Annotated in this window: 15 protein-coding genes; 8 read left to right on the top strand and 7 right to left on the bottom strand. The window is 73.3% G+C overall.

Going from position 1 to position 20,542, the window contains the following annotated elements; genetic code table 11:
• Nucleotides 1-11: 11 nt before the first annotated feature.
• The 3 genes from ACZ7HT_RS36270 to ACZ7HT_RS36260 all read right to left on the bottom strand — a co-directional run bounded on the left by ACZ7HT_RS36270 (nt 12) and on the right by ACZ7HT_RS36260 (nt 4,110).
• A complete protein-coding gene (locus tag ACZ7HT_RS36270; protein ID WP_471173915.1) occupies nt 12-1,739 on the bottom strand; it encodes an LCP family protein in 1,728 nt (575 codons plus the stop codon).
• Nucleotides 1,740-1,969: 230 nt separating this feature from the next.
• Entirely contained in the window at nt 1,970-3,139 is a 1,170-nt protein-coding gene (locus ACZ7HT_RS36265) for an LCP family protein (RefSeq protein WP_471173913.1), read from the bottom strand.
• A 218-nt stretch (nt 3,140-3,357) separates the two neighbouring features.
• Nucleotides 3,358-4,110 carry a TIGR03089 family protein gene (locus ACZ7HT_RS36260; RefSeq protein WP_471173911.1) on the bottom strand — a complete coding sequence of 251 codons (753 nt, stop codon included), beginning with the start codon at nt 4,108-4,110 and terminating at the stop codon, nt 3,358-3,360.
• Between the two features lie 137 nt (nt 4,111-4,247).
• Between ACZ7HT_RS36260 and ACZ7HT_RS36255 the strand changes: the two genes are divergently transcribed.
• From ACZ7HT_RS36255 to ACZ7HT_RS36245, 3 genes are all read left to right on the top strand, one after another.
• Nucleotides 4,248-5,699 (top strand): peptidoglycan recognition protein family protein, encoded by a 1,452-nt coding sequence (locus ACZ7HT_RS36255; RefSeq protein ID WP_471173909.1) that lies wholly within the window; start codon nt 4,248-4,250, stop codon nt 5,697-5,699.
• A gap of 138 nt (nt 5,700-5,837) precedes the next feature.
• Nucleotides 5,838-6,920 (top strand): mannose-1-phosphate guanylyltransferase, encoded by a 1,083-nt coding sequence (gene manB, locus ACZ7HT_RS36250; protein WP_471173907.1) that lies wholly within the window; start codon nt 5,838-5,840, stop codon nt 6,918-6,920.
• A 348-nt stretch (nt 6,921-7,268) separates the two neighbouring features.
• A complete protein-coding gene (locus ACZ7HT_RS36245) occupies nt 7,269-8,210 on the top strand; it encodes a DNA-3-methyladenine glycosylase family protein (protein WP_471173904.1) in 942 nt (313 codons plus the stop codon).
• Nucleotides 8,211-8,242: 32 nt separating this feature from the next.
• On the opposite strand, the gene ACZ7HT_RS36240 is transcribed toward ACZ7HT_RS36245, so the two are convergent.
• From ACZ7HT_RS36240 to ACZ7HT_RS36230, 3 genes are all read right to left on the bottom strand, one after another.
• Nucleotides 8,243-9,565, bottom strand: a complete 1,323-nt coding sequence (locus ACZ7HT_RS36240) for a coenzyme F420-0:L-glutamate ligase (protein WP_471173929.1) — start codon at nt 9,563-9,565, stop codon at nt 8,243-8,245.
• Nucleotides 9,566-9,687: 122 nt separating this feature from the next.
• Entirely contained in the window at nt 9,688-10,644 is a 957-nt protein-coding gene (cofD, locus tag ACZ7HT_RS36235; RefSeq protein ID WP_471173903.1) for a 2-phospho-L-lactate transferase, read from the bottom strand.
• Between the two features lie 13 nt (nt 10,645-10,657).
• Nucleotides 10,658-11,167 (bottom strand): cysteine dioxygenase, encoded by a 510-nt coding sequence (locus tag ACZ7HT_RS36230; RefSeq protein ID WP_471173901.1) that lies wholly within the window; start codon nt 11,165-11,167, stop codon nt 10,658-10,660.
• Between the two features lie 710 nt (nt 11,168-11,877).
• Here ACZ7HT_RS36230 and ACZ7HT_RS36225 point away from each other — a divergent pair.
• The 3 genes from ACZ7HT_RS36225 (at nt 11,878) to ACZ7HT_RS36215 (ending at nt 17,624) form a co-directional block, all read left to right on the top strand.
• Nucleotides 11,878-12,141, top strand: a complete 264-nt coding sequence (locus ACZ7HT_RS36225) for a WhiB family transcriptional regulator (RefSeq protein ID WP_015033978.1) — start codon at nt 11,878-11,880, stop codon at nt 12,139-12,141.
• A 264-nt stretch (nt 12,142-12,405) separates the two neighbouring features.
• Nucleotides 12,406-16,104, top strand: a complete 3,699-nt coding sequence (locus ACZ7HT_RS36220) for a glycosyltransferase family 2 protein (RefSeq protein WP_471173898.1) — start codon at nt 12,406-12,408, stop codon at nt 16,102-16,104.
• On the top strand, nt 16,101-17,624 hold the full coding sequence (locus ACZ7HT_RS36215; protein WP_471173895.1) for a DUF5719 family protein: 1,524 nt from the start codon (nt 16,101-16,103) through the stop codon (nt 17,622-17,624). Before ACZ7HT_RS36220 ends, ACZ7HT_RS36215 begins: the two co-directional genes overlap by 4 nt.
• A 72-nt stretch (nt 17,625-17,696) precedes the next feature.
• Here ACZ7HT_RS36215 and ACZ7HT_RS36210 read toward each other — a convergent pair whose 3' ends face one another.
• Nucleotides 17,697-18,152, bottom strand: coding sequence for a metallopeptidase family protein (locus tag ACZ7HT_RS36210; protein ID WP_471173893.1), 456 nt, complete (start codon nt 18,150-18,152; stop codon nt 17,697-17,699).
• A gap of 342 nt (nt 18,153-18,494) precedes the next feature.
• On the opposite strand from ACZ7HT_RS36210, the gene ACZ7HT_RS36205 reads away from it, so the two are divergent.
• Together ACZ7HT_RS36205 and ACZ7HT_RS36200 are read left to right on the top strand one after the other, a co-directional pair.
• The gene (locus tag ACZ7HT_RS36205; RefSeq protein ID WP_471173927.1) at nt 18,495-18,929 is read left to right on the top strand and encodes a DUF3499 domain-containing protein; all 435 of its coding nucleotides are present in this window, start codon (nt 18,495-18,497) and stop codon (nt 18,927-18,929) included.
• 115 nt (nt 18,930-19,044) lie between these two features.
• Nucleotides 19,045-20,412, top strand: a complete 1,368-nt coding sequence (locus tag ACZ7HT_RS36200; protein WP_471173891.1) for a phosphomannomutase/phosphoglucomutase — start codon at nt 19,045-19,047, stop codon at nt 20,410-20,412.
• Nucleotides 20,413-20,542: the final 130 nt, after the last annotated feature.

Here is a 20,542-nt window from a genome sequence, read left to right as displayed (position 1 = left end):
GTGTTTCCGGGTCACTTGGCGCAAATCTGCTTGTCAGCTTCCACCTTCACCAGATCCTTCGGCGCCTTTGCCGGTCCGGCGATGGGCACCCCCGCGCCCTTGAAGTCGGCACCGAGGACGAGCGTCATGGGCTCGCGCTCCCCGGCGTCCTGTGTGCCCGGCTTGAGAGCCGTGGCCGGCAGCCCCATCATGTCCGCGAGCTTGCGGGCCTGATCGGCCTGGTTCGGTGCGTACGTGAGCGTGGTCTTCGCCGCCTTCTCGGGGGCGTTGCTCCTGTTGCTGGAGCGGGTCACGCCCTCTTCGTTCTGCAGCCAGTTGATCGTCGACTGGGCCGCGCCGGTGATGCCGCTGCCGTTGTAGACGTCGACGCGCACCTCGGCGGCGGTGGACCGCGTGCCCTTGAGGAGCGCGGCCTGCGCGTTCTTGGCGTCCTGCTGCTTCTTCTTCACCTCGGTGAGCGAGGTGTCGGACTGGAGCATCGCGAACAGCTGAGGCGCCTTCACCGGGTCGGGGACGACCGTCGCCCTGATCTTCTCGGCGGGGTTGTCGATGACCGGCAGCGTCGTGAACGCGATGTTCTTGGTGTCGATCGAGGACAGCTCGCGGGCGAGGTCCTCCAGCTTGGTGAGCGAGCCTATGCCCGAGTCGACGGTGAGGGCGCTCGTCGCCGCGTTGGCGAGGTCGTACAGCTTCCCCGGGTCCGTCAGCGTGTCGTTCGACTTCATCTGCCGGATCATCGAACTCAGGAACTGCTGCTGGACCTTGATGCGGTCGAGGTCGCTCTCGTTGCCGAAGCTGTGCCGGGTGCGGACGAAGGCGAGGGCCTGCTCGCCCTGCACGACCGACTCGCCGGCCGGCAGTTTCAGATGCGACTTCGGGTCGTTCACGGCCTTCGCGACGCAGACCTTCACGCCGCCGACCGCCGTCGTCATCTCCTTGACGGCGTTGAAGTCCGCCATCATGAAGTGGTCGACCTGGACGCCGGCCAGCTCCTCGACCGTGCGCATGACGCAGCCGGGGTCGCGGCCCTCCTGTCCGAGGCTCACGTTGAAGCGGACGTCCGCCTCGGCCGGGATCGTCTTGATGGTCCCGTCGGGCTGGCGCGACTGGCACTCGGGGATGTCCGTCTTCATGTCGCGCGGGATGGAGAGCGCCGTGGCGTTCGTCCGGTCCTTGGAGACGTGGAAGAGGATGGTGGTGTCGGCGTGGCCGGGGCTGCTCTTGTCGCCGTAGCCCGCGTTGCCCGCGCCGGTCCGCTTGTCGGTGCCGATGACCAGGATGTTGAAGGCCTTGCCCTTGGCGAACCCGGCGTCGGTGTTCTTGCCGACGACGTCGACGACGTCGAGGTTGTTGTTCAGCTTGTTGTAGATCGCGTACGCACCGGCCGCGCCGCCCACGAGGACGAAGGCCATCGTGCCGCCGGTCCACAGCAGGACCTTCTTCTTGCGGCTCGCGCCCTGCCTGCCCTGCTTGCGCTTGCGGCGGCTCTGCGGCGGCACCTGGCCGGCGTCGGCCGGCTCGGGGGCGCGGCGGCGGCGCTGTCCGGGGACGGGCGGGTCGACGGGGCTGTCGGCCGGCGCGGGTGCGGGGGATCTACGGGGTCGGGCGGCCGGAGCCTGCGGCCGCGACTGCCCAGCGGAGCGGTCCAGTCGCAGTTCGTAGTTGCCGGTCCGCGGGTTGAGGACCCACTGGTCGGCGGGGTCGATCTCGTCCGCCCGTCCACGGCTGTGCGCGTCCACGGTTACTCGAGTCCTCCGTCGGTGCCACGCGAGGCGCCTCCCCCACAGGGCGCCGCTCTCTCGGTCTTCGATCCTTTATGAGTGCGACCACGCGGTCGGGGTGCACCGGATCGCGTCACACTATCCGCCCAGTTCAGCGTGGGGCGACGTCCGTGACAAATTCCACGCCCCTTACAACCGGGCAATTTGCCCAAACCTCATCGCTGTCCGCTCTCCCCTTGGCCCGCGCTTTACTCACACACCCCTTCCGCCGCGTTCCGTCCCGTGAAGGTCGGCGTCGCGGAGGGTCCCGTCGTCTCCGTGTCGTCGGGCTTCCCGTCGCCGGCCTTCTTCTCGCTCTCGGGCGTCACCAGGACGGGCTTGTCCTCGCGCAGTTGCCGGAAGAGGTCGCTCGCGGCGGGTTGCACCAGTTCGTCCCGGTTCGCGTCGTACCGGTAGGACCGGCGCGGGACGGTGAGGAACTGCACCTTGTCCGTCGGGATGGCCCGCATGGACCGCGCCAGGTCGTACAGGTCCCGCAGCGAGTCGAGACCCGGGTCCGTGGTGATCGCCTTCGTGGCCGCGTCCAGGACCGGATAGAGCTTCGTCGGGTTGAGCAGCACCCCGTCGCTCTGCACCTTGTTGACGAGGGCGCCGAGGAACTGCTGCTGGCGGTCCATGCGTTCCGTGTCGCTGCCGTTCCCGATCGACTTCCGGGCCCGTACGAAACCGAGGGCCTGCTCCCCGTGGAGCGTCTGGCGGCCCGCGGGCAGCTTCAGCTTCGCGTCCCGGTCGTCCACGGGCTCCTTGAGGCAGACCTCCACCCCGTCGACGGCGTCCACCATCTTCTTGAAGCCCCGGAAGTCGATCACCATGTGGTGGTCGATCCGGATCGCGGTCAGCTTCTCGACCGTACGGATCGTGCACGCCGTACCGCCGAACTCGAACGCCCAGTTGAACTGCGCGAACTGCTCCCGGGTGCGGGTCCCGTCCGCCTTGCGGCAGCTCGGGATCGTCACCATCAGGTCGCGCGGCAGGGAGACGGCCGTCGCGCTCGCCTTCCCCGCCGCCAGGTGCAGCAGGATCGTCGTGTCGGAGCGCTGGGTGCCCTGGTCCTTGCCGTACTTGCGGTTGCCCTCGCCGGCCCGGGTGTCCGAGCCGATGAGCAGGATGTTCCGCGCGGAGGTGGTGCCCGCGGGCGGGCGCTCCTTCTCGTACCTCTGCAGCTCGGCGGCGGCCGTGGTGTCGGTGGTGATGTTGTCGTCGAGCTTCCGGTAGAACCACCAGCCGACCCCGGCGGCGGCCAGCACGACGACCGCGACACCGAGGGCCGTCCAGCGCAGCCAGTGGCGCTTTCGCGGCTTCTCGTCCCCCGCGGCCGGGGGGTCCGGGTCGGCGGGCGTGCCTGCACGGTCCGTCACGTCGTGGTCCGTCCTTCGGGCGTCGGCGGCGCGCCGGGCGTCCACCGGTCACAGAAGGAGACGGCCGAACCCGACGCATGGTTGTGCGGAGGGAGACGACTCCCCCTGGCCGATCATGTACCGGACTCGCCGCCTGGACCCGGGGACTCGGCGCGGTGCTGGGCCGAACGGTGGACCCACGGCTGCCCGAAATGCCGTCCCGGGTCGGCTGCGGCGGCTCAGAGGGCCGTGTGTGTGACCCGCTCGCTCTCCACGCGCTTCTCCAGCCCCTCCGGGGCGAGCTCGGCCAGGTTCCGGCAGAGGACCACGGAGCCGCCCGCCGCGAGCGGGGCGTACAGGCCGAACGAGAGGCCGTGCCAGTCCGCGTAGCCGAGGCCGGAGAGCAGGCGGGAGCCGGGAGTGAGGCCGAGGGCCGCCGCGTCCGTGCGGGCCTGTCCGACGAGCTGGGCCCCGCTGCGTTCCGTACCGTCGACGACGAGCGCGGGAGCCTCCGGATCGACCGGTACGAACGGGGCGAACCGGTCGCCCTGGCTCGGCACCTCGACCGCGTAGTCCGCGTATCCGGCGGGCGCGGCCGGGAAGCGGCGGCCCAGCGGGGCCAGGGAGAGCGCGATCCGCTCCCCGGAGCAGGCCAGCCCCGCCTCCAGGGTGTCAGGACCCGCCACCACGACGTCCGCGTCCGCCGGGTCCCCGCCGATCTCCGCGGTCACCCCGACGGACGAGCAGGCCAGCAGCCAGACGGCGCTCTGCCAGTGCGCGGGCAGCAGCAGCGCGAGCCGGTCGCCGGGACCGGCGGACAGCTCGCCCTGGAGCAGGTTCGCCGTCTTGGCCACCCAATTGGCGAAGGTGGCGACGGACAATTCCACGCGCTCACCGGTGGCGTCGTCGTAGAAGGTGACCAAGGGGCGGGCGGGGTCCGCGGCGAGCGCGGATCGCAGCAGGTCGGCAGGGGTGCGGTCGCTGGCGTTCACGCCCGACAGCGTACGCGCGCGCGTACGCCGGGGTCCGCCGTACCGGTGACGCCGTCCTCCGGTCGGACCGACGGCCCGTCAGTTTCCCGGCCGGTTCCCGGCGCGCGGAACGCCCCGGCGGTACGCACGATCGGCCCATGCGTGCCTCACTCGCCTCCTCGATCGCCGTCACCTGCGCGGCGGTACTCGCCCTGCCGGTCTCCCTCACCGCGCCGGCGGCGGCCTCGGCGCCACCCGCGGCCGCCCTCGCCCAGCCACCCGCGCCCGAACTCCCGGGCTCCACCCAGTCGCTCCCGCTCGAACCGCTCGGCGCCGCCAACCGTGCCCTCGGCGGCGCGGCCGGTTCCGGCGAGCAGGGGCTCGCCCGACGGGACGTCAGACCCTTCTCGCTCGTCGGCGTCGTCTGGAACGACCCGAAGGCCCCGCTGCACGGCACCGTGCAGGTCCGCACCCGGGCCGCCGGCGGCGGCGCCTGGTCGGAGTGGCAGGACGTGGAGACCCACAACGAGGAGCACGGTGCCGACCCGGGCACCGCCGAGGGCTCCGCCCGGGCGCTCCGCGGCTCCACCGCCCCGCTGTGGGTGGGCGACTCGGACGGCGTCGAGATCCGCGTACGGGGGGAGGAACGGCTCCCGGCGGGCCTCCGGCTCGAACTGGTCGACCCGGGCGAGGCCCGGGCGGCGGCGCCGGAGGAGACCGCGCCGGAAGGGACCGCCCCGGAGCGGACCGCGCCGGAAGAGACGGCTCTATGGGCCCGAAATGCGATGGCCCCGGCTGCCCCGGCTGCCCCGGCTGCCCCCGCCGCCCCGGCCGGCATGAGCGCGGCGGAGGTGGCCGCGAGCGCGGTGAACGCCGAGCTCGCCCCGTACGGAGCGACATGGATCCCGGCGCTCTCCAAAGAGGAGACCGAACGCCAGGCCCGGAACATGCCGCAGGCGCAAGCGGTCCTCGCCGCCCCGGCGGCCGCCGCGGCCAAGCCGTACATCGGCCCCCAGCCCAAGATCATCACCCGGAAGGGGTGGGGCGCGGACGAGAGCATCCGGGAGAAGGGCTTCGTCTACACGAAGACCATCAAGGCCGCCTTCATCCACCACAGCGCCACCGGCAACAACTACACCTGCAAGCAGGCCCCCTCCGTGCTCCGCAGCATCTACCGCTACCACGTGAAGAGCAGCGGCTGGCGGGACTTCGGCTACAACTTCGCCGTCGACAAGTGCGGAAACATCTACGAAGGCCGGGCCGGCGGCGTCGCCAAGCCGGTCATGGGCGCCCACACCCTCGGCTTCAACACCAACAGCATGGGCATCGCCGTCCTCGGCACCTTCACCAAGAGCACCCCGCCGGCCGCCGTCGTGACCGCCGTGGCGCGTCTGACGGCCTGGAAGCTGGGGCTGCACGGGGTGAACCCGAAGGGAGCGTCGTACCTCGTCTCAGGCGGCGGAAACCTGTTCAAGAAGGGCACGACGGTACGTTTCAACGCCATCGCCGGCCACCGCGACGGCTTCGCGACGGAATGCCCCGGCGGACGCCTCTACAACAAGCTCGGCACGGCCCGCACGAGCTCCGCCAAGTTCCAGGGAAGGCCGTGATGGCGGCGCGGACGGCGCGGACGAGGTCGTGGATGGGGTCAGGGAGGCAACCATCTGCATAAACTGACCGGTCATATCGCACGGACGACCGAGACGGGCGAGACGACCGGCCCCGAAACAGGAAGCAGAGACGACAAGGTGACAGAAGCGATCCTCCTGGTCGGTGGCAAGGGCACACGGCTGCGACCCCTCACGGTCAACACGCCCAAACCCATGGTCCCGGCGGCGGGCGTCCCCTTCCTGACCCATCAGCTGGCCCGGGCCCGCGCCGCCGGCGTCGAGCACATCGTGCTCGCCACCTCCTACCTGGCCGAGGTCTTCGAGCCGCACTTCGGTGACGGCTCCGCCCTCGGACTCAGCCTGGAGTACGTCACCGAGGAGGAGCCCCTCGGCACCGGCGGCGCGATCCGGAACGTCGCCTCCCGGCTGCACTCGGGCCCCGACGAGCCCGTCCTCATCTTCAACGGGGACATCCTCACGGGCCTGGACATCCAGGCCCTCGTCGCGACCCACTCCTCCTCCGGCGCGGACGTCTCGCTCCACCTCACCCGGGTCGAGGACCCGCGCGCCTTCGGCCTGGTCCCCACGGACGCCACCGGCCGCGTCACGGCCTTCCTGGAGAAGCCGCAGACGCCGGAGGAGATCGTCACCGACCAGATCAACGCGGGCGCGTACGTCTTCAAGCGCTCGATCATCGACACGATCCCGACGGGCCGCCCGGTCTCGGTCGAACGCGAGACGTTCCCGGAGCTGCTGTCCGCCGGGGCGCACCTCCAGGGCATGGTCGACTCCACGTACTGGCTGGACCTCGGTACCCCGCAGGCCTTCGTCCGCGGCTCCGCCGACCTGGTCCTGGGCCGCGCCCCCTCCCCGGCCGTCCCGGGCCGCTGCGGCGACCGCCTGATCCTGCCGTCGGCCCGCGTCGCCGCGGACGCGAAGCTGACCGGCGGCACGGTGGTGGGCGCGGACGCGGTGGTGGGCGAGGGCGCCCGCGTCACGGGTTCGACGCTCCTCGCGGGCGCGATCGTCGAACCGGGAGCGGTGATCACGGACTCCCTGATCGGCGCGGGGGCGCGCATCGGCGCCCGTACGGTGGTGAGCGGGGCGGTCATCGGGGACGGGGCGCAGGTGGGCCCGGACAACGAACTCCGCGAGGGCGTCCGCGTCTGGTGCAACACGACCCTCCCCGCAGGCGCGGTCCGCTTCTCCTCAGACCAGTAGCCCGCCGTTGTGGGCAATCGTTCCGCTGGGGCGATGGGGGTCCCCCCCTGCTCGAGCGAAGCCGAGAGCTTGGGGGAGGGTGGGCACAACGGACCCGCGCCTTGCCGGCGCCAGAGGCTCCGCGCCCTGACCCGCACCCCATGTGCGCCGCCACTCGTGGTGCGGGTCCAGGCCCGGAACGCGGAGGCGCCGCTAAGGGCGCCGTCCCGTGTGCCCACCCGTCCCGCCCAGCGGGACGATCGCCCACACGGCGGGGGCAGGGGCACCGCCCACGCAGCCGCGGGCCCGCACGGGGGCGCCGCCCCAAGACGGCGCGGGTCCGCGCCGGCCGCGGCTACGCTCGTACCCATGGCCGGCCGCTTCGCACCCAGATCCACCCGCACCACAGTCCGCGGCGGCCACATCCCCCTGCCCCCCACCACCGGCACGCTCGACCTCGGCCTCACCCTCGGCCCCCTCCGCCGCGGCCCCGCCGATCCGACCTTCCGGGCGACCCCGGACGGCTCGGTGTGGCGGGCCAGCCGTACGCCGGACGGCCCCGGCACGATCCGGATCCGGGCCGACGGAGCCGAGGCCTGGGGCCCGGGCCGGGAGTGGCTCCTGGAGACCCTCCCCGCCCTCCTGGGCGCCGAGGACGACCCGACCGCCTTCGTCCCCCGCCACAAGCTGCTCCTGGCGACGCACCGCCGCCGCCCGGGCCTGCGCCTCACCCGTACCGGCCTGGTCCTGGAGTCGCTGATCCCGTCCGTCCTGGAGCAGAAGGTCACGACGAACGAGGCCTACGGCTCGTGGCGGACGCTCGTACGGAAGTTCGGCGAGCCGGCCCCGGGCCCGGCACCGGACGGCCTGTACGTGATGCCGGACGCGCGCGCGTGGACGCAGATCCCCTCCTGGGAATGGCACCGCGCGAACGTCGACGGCAAGCGCTCGGCCACGATCGTCCGCGCGGCGCGGGTCGCGGCCCGCCTGGAGGAGGCCGTGCTCATGGACCCGCCGGCGGCCCGGCAGCGCCTGGAGCTGATCCCGGGCATCGGCCCGTGGACGAGCGCCGAGACGATCCAGCGCAGCAACGGCGCCCCGGACGAGGTCACGACCGGCGACCTGCACCTGCCGGGCATCGTCGGCTGGGCGCTCGCGGGCGACCGTACGGCCGACGACGAGGCGATGCTGGAGCTCCTGGCGCCGTACGCGGGCCAGCGCCACCGGGCGGCCCGCCTGATCCTCCTCAGCGGCCGCGTACCCCCGCGCCGGGCCCCCCGCATGACGCCGGGAAACATCACCGCCCTCTAGGGCCTATCCGACCCTGATCCGCCGGACTGGCCCTAGAGCACCCGGACGAACTCCGCCGCCGGCCGCGCCGGACGCTCCCTCGGCGGAGTCGCCGCGTGCCCGATCGCGACCGCGCCCATCGGGTCCCAGCCCTCCGGCAGCCCGAGGACCTCCCGTACGACGTCCCGGCAGAACATCGTCGAGGACACCCAGGCCGAGCCGAGCCGCTCACCGGCGAGCGCGACCAGGAAGTTCTGCACGCCTGCGCCGGCCGCCACCACGAACATCTCGCGTTCGGCGGCGTCCCGGCGGGGGTCGCCGTAGTGGTGGGAGCCGTCCGTGACGAGGCACGGCACGGCCAGGTAGGGCGCGTTGCGCAGGACGTCCCCGCGCCGGACCCGCCGGGCGATGGACTCCTCGGACCTGCCGTCCCGCCGCAGGTCCGCGATCCACGCGTCCCGCATCGCGTCGAGCAGCCGCGTCCGCGCCCCGGCGGACTCCAGGAGCACGAAACGCCACGGCGTGGTGTGGTGCGGCGCCGGGGCCGTCACGGCGGCGGCGACCGCGCGCCGGACCGCGCCCGGGTCGACGGGCTCCTCGGTGAACTCCCGTACGGTCCGCCGCAGCGTCACCGCCTCCCGTACGGCCTCCGAGGTCCCCAGCCGGAACATGTCGTCGGCGGCGGAGCGTACGAGCGCCCGCGCGCCCTCCTCGCCGTCGCCGCCCACCACATGGGGCAGGCCCCGGACGACGGCGACCGGGAGCCCGGCCGCCTTGCCCTTCACCAGGTCGCCGGCGGCGGCGAGTTCGTCGGCGGTGGCGACCACGGTCGCGCTCAGCGGATTGCCGTACGCGTCGGTCCCGCCGCGCAGGTCGTCGAGGACCCGCACGCCGGCCGCGCCGATCGCGACGTCGGTGAGACCGGAGCGCCAGGGCCGCCCGAAGGTGTCCGTGACGACGACGCCGACGTCGACGCCGAGCGCCTCGCGCAGCCCCGAACGGATCCGCCGCGCCGAGGCGTCGGGGTCCTCGGGCAGCAAGAGCACGGTCCCGGAAGGGGTGTTGGAGGCGTCGACCCCGGCGGCGGCCATGACGAGCCCCTGCCGGTTCTCGACGATACGGAGGGTGCCGCGCCGCGCCACCACCCGTACCGTCTCGGCGTCGATGGCCTCCTCGCGGTCGTCGGCGGCGACGACCCGGCCCTCGGCCTTGCTGACGATCTTGGAGGTGACGATCAGGACGTCCCCGTCGGCGAGTTCCGGCGACACGGAGGCGATCAGCTTGGCGAGATCGTCCCCGGCACCCACCTCGGGCAACCCGTCGAGCGCCCACACCCGGTACGAAGGGACGATTCCGGCACCGCCGGCCCCGGTCACCCCGGCACCGTTCGCCCCGGCCCCGTCCGCCCCGTTCCCGCCGGCCCTGGTCCCGCCGGCCCTGGTCCCCCCGGCACCGCCCGCACCGCCCGCGCCGCCCGCCTCCGCGTCTCCCGCGCCGCTCACCCGCGCACCACCTCCGCGAGCGCCAGCGCCTCGCGGGCCATCGCCGCGGTCGCGTCCACGTCCGTCATCATCAGCGGCACCGCGCGGCACGCGATGCCCGCCGCCTCGACCTCCGCGACCGCGCCCGCGTCCACGGTGTCCACGAGCCAGCCGCCGACGAGCTCGGCGCCGTAGTGCAGGGCGACCGCCGCCGCCGTGGACTCCACGCCCACGGCCGCGAGCACCTTGTCGGCCATGCCGCGCACGGGCGCGTCGCCGACGATGGGGGAGAGGCCCACGACCGGGGCCGCGGCCGCGACGACCGCCTCACGGATCCCCGGCACCGCCAGGATCGTCCCGACGCTCACCACCGGGTTGGACGGCGGGAAGAGGATGACGTCCGCCTCGGCGATCGCCTCCAGGACGCCCGGCGCGGGCTTCGCGGCCTCCGCGCCGACCGGCACGACGGCCTTCGCGTCGACGGAGGCGCGCAGCTTCACCCAGTACTCCTGGAAGTGCACCGCGCGCTGCTCGCCGTCCGCCTCGATCGCCACGTGCGTCTCGACGCGGTCGTCGGTCATGGGGAGGAGCCGGACGCCGGGCTGCCAGCGGGCGCACAGCGCCTCGGTGACGGCGCTCAGCGGGTAGCCCGCGCCGAGCATCTGCGTACGGACGATGTGGGTGGCGAAGTCGCGGTCGCCGAGGCCGAACCACTCGGGCCCGACCCCGTACGCCGCGAGCTCCTCCTTGACGGTGAAGGACTCGTCCGTACGTCCCCAGCCCTGCTCCTCGTTGATGCCACCGCCGAGGGTGTACATCACCGTGTCCAGGTCGGGGCAGACCTTCAGCCCGAAGAGATGGATGTCGTCACCGGTGTTGCCGATGACCGTGATCTCCGCGTCCGGCGCGGCCTGCTTGAGGCCGCGAAGGAAACGGGCACCACCGATGCCGCCGGCCAGAACCACAATGCGCATGCACAGCAGTTTGTCAGGCGTGGAGGAACTCCGGGGCGGCCGGGGCGCACTGGCCCTGGAGGGACTCGTGCATCGGCATCTCGGTCAGGCCGGGGAAGTAGACGTGCAGGCTGACGGCCGGTTCGAGGGAGTCGTTGACGACCTCGTGGACGTACCCGGGCGCGAACACCCGCTGCGCGCCGCCGTCGAGCGTCCGCGCACCCCGCTCCGTGCGCTCCGTGAGCTCGCCCTGCAGGACGGTCAGGACGCCGGAGGAGAGGCCGTGGTCGTGGAGCCCGCTGCCCTGTCCGGGCACCCAGGAGAGCAGCCAGACCTCGTAACCGGGGCCCGTGCGCAGGCGGTGGTACCAGCGGGTGGTGGCGTCGTACTCGACGTACGGGGCCCACTGGGAGCGGTCGTCGGCGATGGAGCGCGCGAGGCCGGCGAACTCGGCCACGGTGACGGGGTGGGCGCGCTCGGGCTGGAGGAGGTGCGGGACCTCGAGGATGTCGCCGGCGATCTGAAGGTCGCTGTCCATGTTCATGGGGTGGGGAGGTTCCTCAGCAGAAACAGAAGCGGTGGGGGGTCACGGGGGAGGGGTGACACGGGTGACGCGGGGTGACGCTGGGGGAGAAGCCGGAGCCCTGCGGCGCCGGCGGCGGAAGCTCTACGGCTTCGGCGGCTGGAGCGCTACGGCATCAACAGCTGGGACAGCAACAGCAACAGCGCGCCTGGACAGCGCGGCGGAACCCACGGCTGTGGGTCGCGGAGGGCGCTGTGGTCGCTGGCATGCCGTCCACGGTGGCCGGAGGGGCACCCGACTGTCAACTCAATGCCCGATTTGGGGGTAATGTTTCACCTCATCCGGTTACTGTGCCCGGAGAAAGGTTTGTTCAGGCGCGGACCAGGAGAGATGGCGCTTCGATCGCGCCTCTAAACCTCCCGAAACATCCCGGGGCGTGATCGGACTGTGATCCAGATCGCTTCCGTGGCCGGACCGCAACAAGATCCAAGCCCTGGACGTCCTCCTCCGTGGGGGCGGCTCGACGCGGTCGAGCCGACGGCATGTGTCACGTTTTTTGGTGATTTGAACACTTTCCGCATAGGCTTGGTTCCGCAGAGTGAATACGGGGCCCAATAGCAGATCTCGGCTTGACTCGCACAGAGCACGAACTTGTAATTTCACTCGTGTCGTTCGGCCGGGTTTCGCCCCGGCAACATCACGGGGACGCACAGAACAGACGAGGGGCGCACATGACCGAGTTGTTCCAGGAACTGCTGGTCGAGGACGCGGACGAGGAACTCGGCTGGCAGGAGCGCGCACTGTGCGCCCAGACCGATCCCGAGTCCTTCTTCCCCGAGAAGGGCGGCTCGACCCGCGAGGCCAAGAAGGTCTGCCTCGCGTGCGAGGTCCGCTCCGAGTGCCTCGAATACGCCCTGCAGAACGACGAACGGTTCGGCATCTGGGGCGGCCTCTCCGAGCGAGAGCGACGCCGTCTGAAGAAGGCCGCCGTCTGAGCGGCACCCGGCTCCGGACCGCGTCCGGGCCCGCGACCACCCCGAACGGTCCGCCCCCTGTGCACCAGCCACAGGCGGCGGACCGTTCTTGCGTCTCCGGCCCGGAACCCTCCCGCCCCGACCGTCCACAGGCAGGTGCACGCTTCCGTACGGTCTGTCCACAGGGCGGCGGACCGCCCCGCGTGCAGCCGTTAGTGTGGGCCTCCGTCCGAGACGCTCCCCACGCCCCCCGCGGGCGACCCCGGCCGGAGGGCCCGTAGCTCGATGTCCTCAACTCCTGAGTTTCCGCGACACGTCGTCACCGCCGTGCTCGTCACCCACGACGGCGCCCGCTGGCTGCCCGACGCGCTCGCCGGGCTGCTCGCCCAGGAGCGCCCCGTGCAGAACGTGGTGGCGGCCGACACCGGCAGCGCCGACGACTCGGCGCAGCTCGTCGCCGACGCCATCGGCGACGACCGCGTCCTGCACCTCGCGCGCCGCACCGGCTTCGGCGCCGCCGTCGAGGAGGCCGCCCGCACCGCGCCGCTGCTCGGACCCGAGGAACTGCCCTACCTGAAGCGCCCCAGCGGCTGGGACCCCGTCAGCCGGACCTGGAACGACGACGCGTACGACCTGCCCGAACTCCCGCACGGCGAACCCGTGCAGTGGCTCTGGCTCCTCCACGACGACTGCGCCCCCGCGCCCGGCGCCCTCGCCGAACTCCTGCGCGTCGCCGAGGCCGACGCGTACGCCGCCGTCATCGGCCCCAAGCTGCGCGGCTGGTACGACAGGAAGCAGCTCCTCGAAGCCGGCGTCAGCATCGCCCGCAGCGGCCGCCGCTGGACCGGACTCGACCGCCGCGAGCAGGACCAGGGCCAGCACGACCAGGTCCGCTCCGTCCTCTCCGTCTCCACCGCCGGCATGCTCATCCGCCGCGACGTCTTCGAGGGGCTCGGCGGCTTCGACCGGCGCCTGCCCCTCATGCGCGACGACGTCGACCTGTGCTGGCGCGCCCACTCCGCCGGCCACCACGTCCTCATCGCCCCCGAGGCCGTCCTGCGGCACGCCGAGGCCTCCGCCCGCGAGCGCCGCACCGTCGACTGCGCCGGACGCACCGCCGCCAACCCGCACCGCGTCGACAAGGCCGGCGCCGTCCACACCCTCCTCGCCAACACCCGGGGCCGCGCCCTGCCGTACATCCTCGTACGGCTCGTCCTCAGCACCCTGGTCCGCACCCTCGCCTACCTCGTCGGCAAGGCCCCGGTCCAGGCCGTCGACGAGGTCATGGGCCTCCTCGCGGCCCTGCTGCGCCCCGAGAAGATCCTCGCCGCCCGCAAGCGCCGCAGGAACAGGACCGTCCCCAACAGCGAGTTCCGGTCCCTCTTCCCGGCGCCCGGCGCCACCCTCCGCGCCACCGTCGAGCAGATCGCCTCCCACTTCGGCGGCAACGAGGCCGACACCGGCGGCTCCCGCCACGGCGTCGTCGAGTCCGGACCCGGCGGCGACGACGCCGACTACCTGGAGATCGAGCAGTTCGCCCGGCTCAAGAAGATCGCCCGCAAACCCGGTCCCGTCCTCTTCGCCCTGCTCCTCCTCGTCTCCCTGGTCGCCTGCCGCAACCTCCTCGCCGGCGGCTCCCTGGCCGGCGGCGCCCTGCTGCCCGCCCCCGAAACCGTCTCGGACCTCTGGTCGCGGTACGCCGACTCCTGGCACGCCCTCGGCACCGGCGGCACCCAGACCGCCCCGCCCTACCTCGCCGTCCTGGCCGCGCTCTCCGCGCTGTTCCTCGGCTCCACCTCCACCGCGCTGACCCTGCTGCTCGTCTGCTCGGTCCCGCTCGCCGGCTTCACCGCGTACTTCGCCGCCCGCGGCATCGTCGAGTCCCGGCTCCTGCGCGCCTGGGGCGCCATCGCGTACGCCTTCCTGCCCGCCGCCACCGGGGCCCTCGCCGCCGGCCGGCTCGGCACCGCCGTCCTCGCGATCCTGCTCCCGCTGATCGCCCGCGCCGCCGTCGCCGCCCACGGCTTCAACCGGCCCGACCGGGGCAGCTGGCGCGCCACCTGGGCGTACGCCTTCCTGCTCACCTTCGCGATGGCGTTCACCCCGGTCGTCTGGCCGCTCGCCGTCCTCCTCGGCCTCGGCGCGCTCGCCGCGAACCGCTCCGACCTCACCGCGTACGGACTGCGCTTCCTGGCCGCCGTCGGCACCCCGCTGCTCGTCCTCGCGCCCTGGTCGCTCAGCCTCCTCACCGACCCCGGCGCCTTCCTGCGCGAGGCCGGCGTCGACGTCCGTACGGGCACGGCCACCGCACTCGACCTGCTCGGCACCAGCCCCGGCGGCCCCGGCACCACCGGCGGCCTGCTCCTGCTCGGCCTCGTCCTCGCCGGACTCGCGGGCCTCCTCCGCGAGGAGCGGCAGCTCGCCGTCCGCGCCGCCTGGGCCGCCGCCCTCGCCGGACTCCTCTTCGCGGTCCTCTCCAACGGCGCGGGCGGCACCGGCTGGGCCGGACCCGCCACCCTCGTGTACGGCGCCGCCCTCATCGCCGCCGGCACGATCGGCGCCGAGGGCGGCCGCAGCCGCGTCGCCGCCCACGGCTTCGGCTGGCGCCAGCCCGTCGCCGCCCTCATCGCCCTCGCCTGCGCCGTCGGCCCCGCCGTCGCCGCCGCGGGCTGGATGATCGGCGGCGCCGACGGCCCGCTGACCCGCCGCGACCCGGTCCAGGTCCCCGCCTTCGTCGCCGAGGAGAGCGGCACCCGCGACCAGCCCCGCACCCTCGTCCTCGGCGGCAGTACGCCCGGCGAGGTCGACTACACCCTGGTCCGCGGCTCCGGCGCCCGCCTCGGCGACGCCGAACTCACCAAGGCCGCCGCGGACGACGTCCGTCTCGACGCGGTCGTCGCCCACCTCGTCGCCGGCTCCGGCGCCGACCAGACCCAGGAGCTCAGCGGCTACGCCATCCGTTACGTCCTCGTACGGGACGGAGCACCGCGCCAGATGAGCCGCGTCCTCGACTCCACGCCCGGCCTCAGCCGCCTCAGCCAGCTCGACGGCAGCGCGCTCTGGCGCGTCGACCGCGAGATCGCCCGCGTCATGATCGTCCCGCCCGCGCCCAAGGACGCGGCGAAGAACGCGACCGCGGCGGAGGCGGCCAAGCCGGTCGCCGTCGCCGCCGGGCCCGTCGAGGCGCACACCCGGATCCCGGCCGGACCCGCGGGCCGCGTCCTGCGCCTCGCCGACCGCGCCGACGAGGGCTGGACCGCCACCCTCGACGGCCGGGAACTGACCCGGACCACCGTCGACGACTGGGCCCAGGGCTTCGAACTCCCCACCGGGGGCGGCCGCCTCGACCTCACGTACGACGAGCCGATCGGGCACACCGCCTGGATCTGGGCCCAGGCCGGCCTGGCCCTCGTCCTGCTCGTCCTCGCCCTGCCCGGGCGGCGCCGCGAGATCGACGACGACCTCCCCGAGGAGGAGCTCGCGATCCCCGCCCAGGCGACCGAGGGCGACGGCCGCCGCGCCCGCCGCCTGCGCGCCGCGGCGGAGGCCGCCGAGGCGACGGAGACGACGGAGACCTTCGAGACCTCCGAATTCCCGGGGAACGAACCCGCCCCGATCCCGGAGCAGCAGTCCTACGAGCCCCGCGACCAGGAACAGGACTGGGACGGCGGCTACGACCCGGCCTACGCCCAGGCCCCCGCGCCGCAGGAGCAGCCGCAGACCCAGCAGTACGCCGACCAGGGCTACTACCAGGACTACGCGGCCGACCCGTACCAGCAGCAGCCGTACGCGTACCCCCAGCAGGGCTACGACCAGCAGCAGGGGTACGAGCAGCAGGGTTACGAGCAGCAGGGTTACGAGCAACAGGGCTACGACCAGCCCCAGCAGTACGACCAGCAGCAGTACGACCCGTACGGCTACGGCTACGGATACCCCCAGGGCCACGAGACCGAGCAGCGTCCCGACGGGAGCAGCAACCAGTGAAGCGCACGACCCTCTCCCTGATCGCGGGCGCCACGGCCCTCGCCGCCGTCACCGGCTTCGCGGCCCTGACCGCCCCGGACGGCGCCGCCGCCCCCGAGGCGAAGGCCACCACCCGGCTGCCGGTGGAGCGCGCCGGCCTGGTCTGCCCGGCCCCCAGCACCTCGGAGGTGGCCGAGACGCAGTACACCTCGTACACCCCGACGGGCACGGGCACGGCTGCGGGCAAGGCCGCCGCCGGCAAGACCGAGCAGCCCACGGCCGTGCTGCGGACCGCCGCGAACGCGGCGCCCTCGGACGGCACCGCCAAGAAGCCCAAGGCCGCCAAGGCGCCGGCCACCGTCACCGCCTCCGGCAAGCCCGTCACCGCCGAGGCGGACGGCGGCTCCGTGCCCGCCCTGACCGGCGCCGCGACCGGCACCCTCGCCCCCGGCTGGACCGTCCAGCAGACCACCGTCGTCCCGGCGGGCGGCGCGCGCGGCCTCCTCGGCCTCTCCTGCGGCGCCCCCGACACCGACTTCTGGTTCCCGGCCGCCTCCACCGGCAAGGACCGCCAGGACTACGTCCACCTCACCAACCCGGACGACACGGCCGCCGTCGCCGACATCGAGCTGTACGGCCCCGAGGGCGTCCTCAAGTCCCAGTTCACCGAGGGCATCCCGGTCCCCGCCCACTCCACCGTCCCGGTGCTCCTGTCGACCCTCACGAGCCAGCCCGCGCAGCGGGACGTCACCGTCCACGTCACGACCCGCAGCGGACGCGTGGGCGCCGCCCTCGCCGCGGCCGACGACAAGCTCGGCAGCGACTGGATCTCCCCGGCCGCCGACCCGGCGGGCACCGCCGTGCTCCCCGGCATCCCGGCCGACGCCACCGCCGTGCGGCTCGTCGCCCTCGCCCCCGGTGAGGACGACGCCGACCTCAAGGTCCAGCTGGTCACCGCGAGCGGCACGATCGTCCCGGCGGGCGGCGGCTCGCTCCACGTGAAGTCAGGGATGACGGCCGCCGCCGACCTGCCGGACCTCACCCGGGGCGCGGTGGGCTCCCTGCTGCTCACCCCGAGCGACCCGAAGAAGCCGACCCCGGTCGTGGCGGCGCTCGAAGTCGTGCGCGGCAAGGGCGAGAACACCGAGATCGCGTTCATCCCGGCGGTCGCGGCCGTCTCCGCCCGCGCGACGGTCGCCGACAACCGTGCCAAGGGCACGACGCTCGCCCTGACCGCCCCCGGCGCCGACGCCCAGGTCAAGGTCACGGCCTCGGCCGGTTCCGAGGGGGGTACGCCGGTGTCGAAGACCGTCACCGTCAAGGCGGGCACGACGACCGTCCTGACCGACCTCGTCCCCGGCGGCCTCAAGGGCTCCTACGCACTGACCGTCGAACCGCTCTCCGGCGGCAAGGTCTACGCGGCCCGCACGCTGGCCCTCCCGGAGGACGGCACCCCGATGTTCACGATCCAGACCTTCGTGGACGACCGGGGCACGGTGGAGGTCCCGACGGCCCACCAGGACTTGGACGTACTGGACTGACCAGTCAGCCGGGGCGGTGCCCACCCCCGAGTGGGCCCGCACCCGAGGCGCCGTCACGGCCCCGGCGGCGGCTCAGTCCTGCCCGTACCGAGGATCGACGGACTCCGGCGAGAGCCCGAGAAGCTCCGCGACCTGCTCCACCACGACCTCGTGGACCAGCAGCGCCCGCTCATCCCGATTCTTCGAGCGAATCTCGACCGGCCGCCGATAGACGACCACCCGAGCAGGCTCACCCTTCCCGGCCGGCAGCGCGCCCCCCAGCGGCACCGTCTCGCCCTGCACCGGCGGCGGCACCTCGAGCACCATGAAGTCGACGTCCGCCAGCTGCGGCCAGCGCCGTTCGAGGCGCTCCACCGAGTCGAGGACGAGATCGCGGAAGGTGTCGGCCCGGCTCGCGGAGAGCGGCACCTGCGGCGGCGCGACCGGTCCGCGCATCCCGCGGCCGTGCCGGTCGCGGCGGCGGACCCGGGGCTCGGCCGGGGGCTCCGCGGGACGGTGCGAGGGGCTCGGCGGCACAGGACTGTCCATCACTGACGCAGCGTAACCCCATCCGTCCCACGGGGCCGTGGCGTATCCACGCCGACTTTCCCGGCGTGGCCCAGGCTCCCGCCCCGCTCGGCCCCGCTCGCGCAAGCTCCCACCGCACCCCCGCTCCACACCACTGTCGAAATCTGAACATTCCGACAGGAGCGACGCCCGATTCGACAGCCCGTAGCGATCGGCCATCTGGCCCCGGTTGACCGGATTTGTATCCCAAGGTGTCCGGATAGCTCCCCACCCCCACCCCCGTACGCCCCCTCCCTCGCAGGTCAGAGCGGCCACCACTCGAACGGGGGTGGCGGACGTCACACCGCGACACGGTGGAGTGACCTGAGGGAGAGTCGTCGCGGCCCGCTCAAGAGTGCGGTACCGTCCAACGTCGTGAGCCCTGTACGTCGCTGTTCGCGCACCGCGTGCGGCCGCCCTGCCGTCGCGACACTGACGTACGTCTATGCCGACTCGACTGCGGTCCTCGGCCCGCTCGCCACCTACGCCGAGCCCCACTGCTACGACCTGTGCGCCCAGCACAGCGAGCGCCTCACCGCGCCCCGCGGCTGGGAGGTGGTGCGGCTCTCCGACGGATCCGCCCCCGCCCGCCCCAGCGGCGACGACCTCGAAGCGCTGGCCAACGCTGTCCGGGAGGCGGCCCGCCCCCAGGAGCGCGCGGCCGAGGGCGGCGGCAAGGGCGGCGGAGGCCGTGGCGGCGACCCCATGGAGGTCGGGCGCCGCGGACACCTGCGGGTGCTCCGTTCCCCCGACAACTGACGGCAACCGGCCACCGCCCGCGTTCCCCCGACCCCGTATCTCCGGTCTCCGGGTAGTTTTGGCGTTCCGTACACGCGCCGCACACGCGTGTCAGAGCACTCAGGAGGGTGGATCCGTGACTGCCGATCTGTCGCAGATCGTGAAGGCGTACGACATCCGCGGAGTCGTACCCGACCAGTGGGACGAGAAGCTCGCCGAGCTCTTCGGTGCCGCCTTCGTACGGGTGGCGGACGCGGACGCGATCGTCATCGGCCACGACATGCGTCCCTCCTCGCCCGGCCTCGCGGCCGCCTTCGCGCGCGGCGCGGCCCGCCTCGGCGCCGACGTCACCCTCATCGGGCTCTGCTCCACGGACCAGCTGTACTTCGCCTCCGGCAGCCTCGGCCTGCCCGGCGCCATGTTCACGGCCTCGCACAACCCGGCCCAGTACAACGGCATCAAGCTGTGCCGCGCCGGCGCCGCCCCCGTGGGCCAGGACACCGGCCTGGCGGACATCCGCGCCCTCGCCGAGGAGTGGCGGGAGAAGGGCGCCCCGGAGCCGGCGCCGAAGCAGGGCACGATCACCGAGCGCGACACCCTGGCCGCCTACGCGGCACACCTCAAGTCCCTGGTGGACCTCGCCGCGATCCGCCCCCTGAAGGTGGTCGTGGACGCGGGCAACGGCATGGGCGGCCACACGGTCCCCACGGTCTTCGAGGGCCTGCCCCTGTCCGTGGTCCCCATGTACTTCGAGCTGGACGGCACCTTCCCGAACCACGAGGCCAACCCGCTCGACCCGAAGAACATCGTCGACCTCCAGGCCCGCGTCCTCGCCGAGGGCGCCGACCTGGGCCTCGCCTTCGACGGCGACGCCGACCGCTGCTTCGTCGTCGACGAGCGCGGCGAGCCGGTCTCCCCGTCCGCGATCACGGCCCTCGTCGCCGCGCGCGAGCTCGCCAAGAACCCCGGCGGAACGATCATCCACAACCTGATCACCTCCTGGTCGGTGCCCGAGGTCGTCCGCGAGCAGGGCGGCGAGCCGGTCCGCACCCGCGTCGGCCACTCCTTCATCAAGGAGGAGATGGCGAAGACGGGAGCGATCTTCGGCGGCGAGCACTCGGCGCACTACTACTTCAAGGAGTTCTGGAACGCGGACACGGGCATGCTCGCCGCGCTCCACGTCCTCGCGGCCCTCGGCGGCCAGGAGGGCACCCTGTCGGACCTGGTCTCGGCCTACGACCGGTACGCCGCCTCGGGCGAGATCAACTCGAAGGTCGCGGACCAGGCGGCGAGCACGGCGAAGGTCCGTGCGACGTACGAGGGCCAGGAGGGCGTCACCTTCGACACCCTCGACGGCCTCACGGCCACGGCGGCGGACTGGTGGTTCAACCTCCGCGCCTCCAACACGGAGCCGCTGCTCCGCCTCAACGTCGAGGCCCGCGACGAGGCCACCATGGCCAAGATCCGCGACGAGGTCCTCGCCCTGGTCCGGGCGACCGACTGACCCCGCCGTACCGGGGGGGGGGGGGGGGGGGGGGCCCCGCCCCCCCCCCGGCCCCCTTGGGCGGGCCGCTTCTCCTAAAGGGGGACCCACGACGGTTCGAGCCGGGCCCCCGCGACGGCCATGCTCCTCC

Source organism: Streptomyces sp. NPDC037410 (assembly GCF_055602235.1).
The sequence above is the reverse complement of the archived record's forward strand: the minus strand, read 5'-3'. Positions and strand labels throughout refer to the sequence as shown.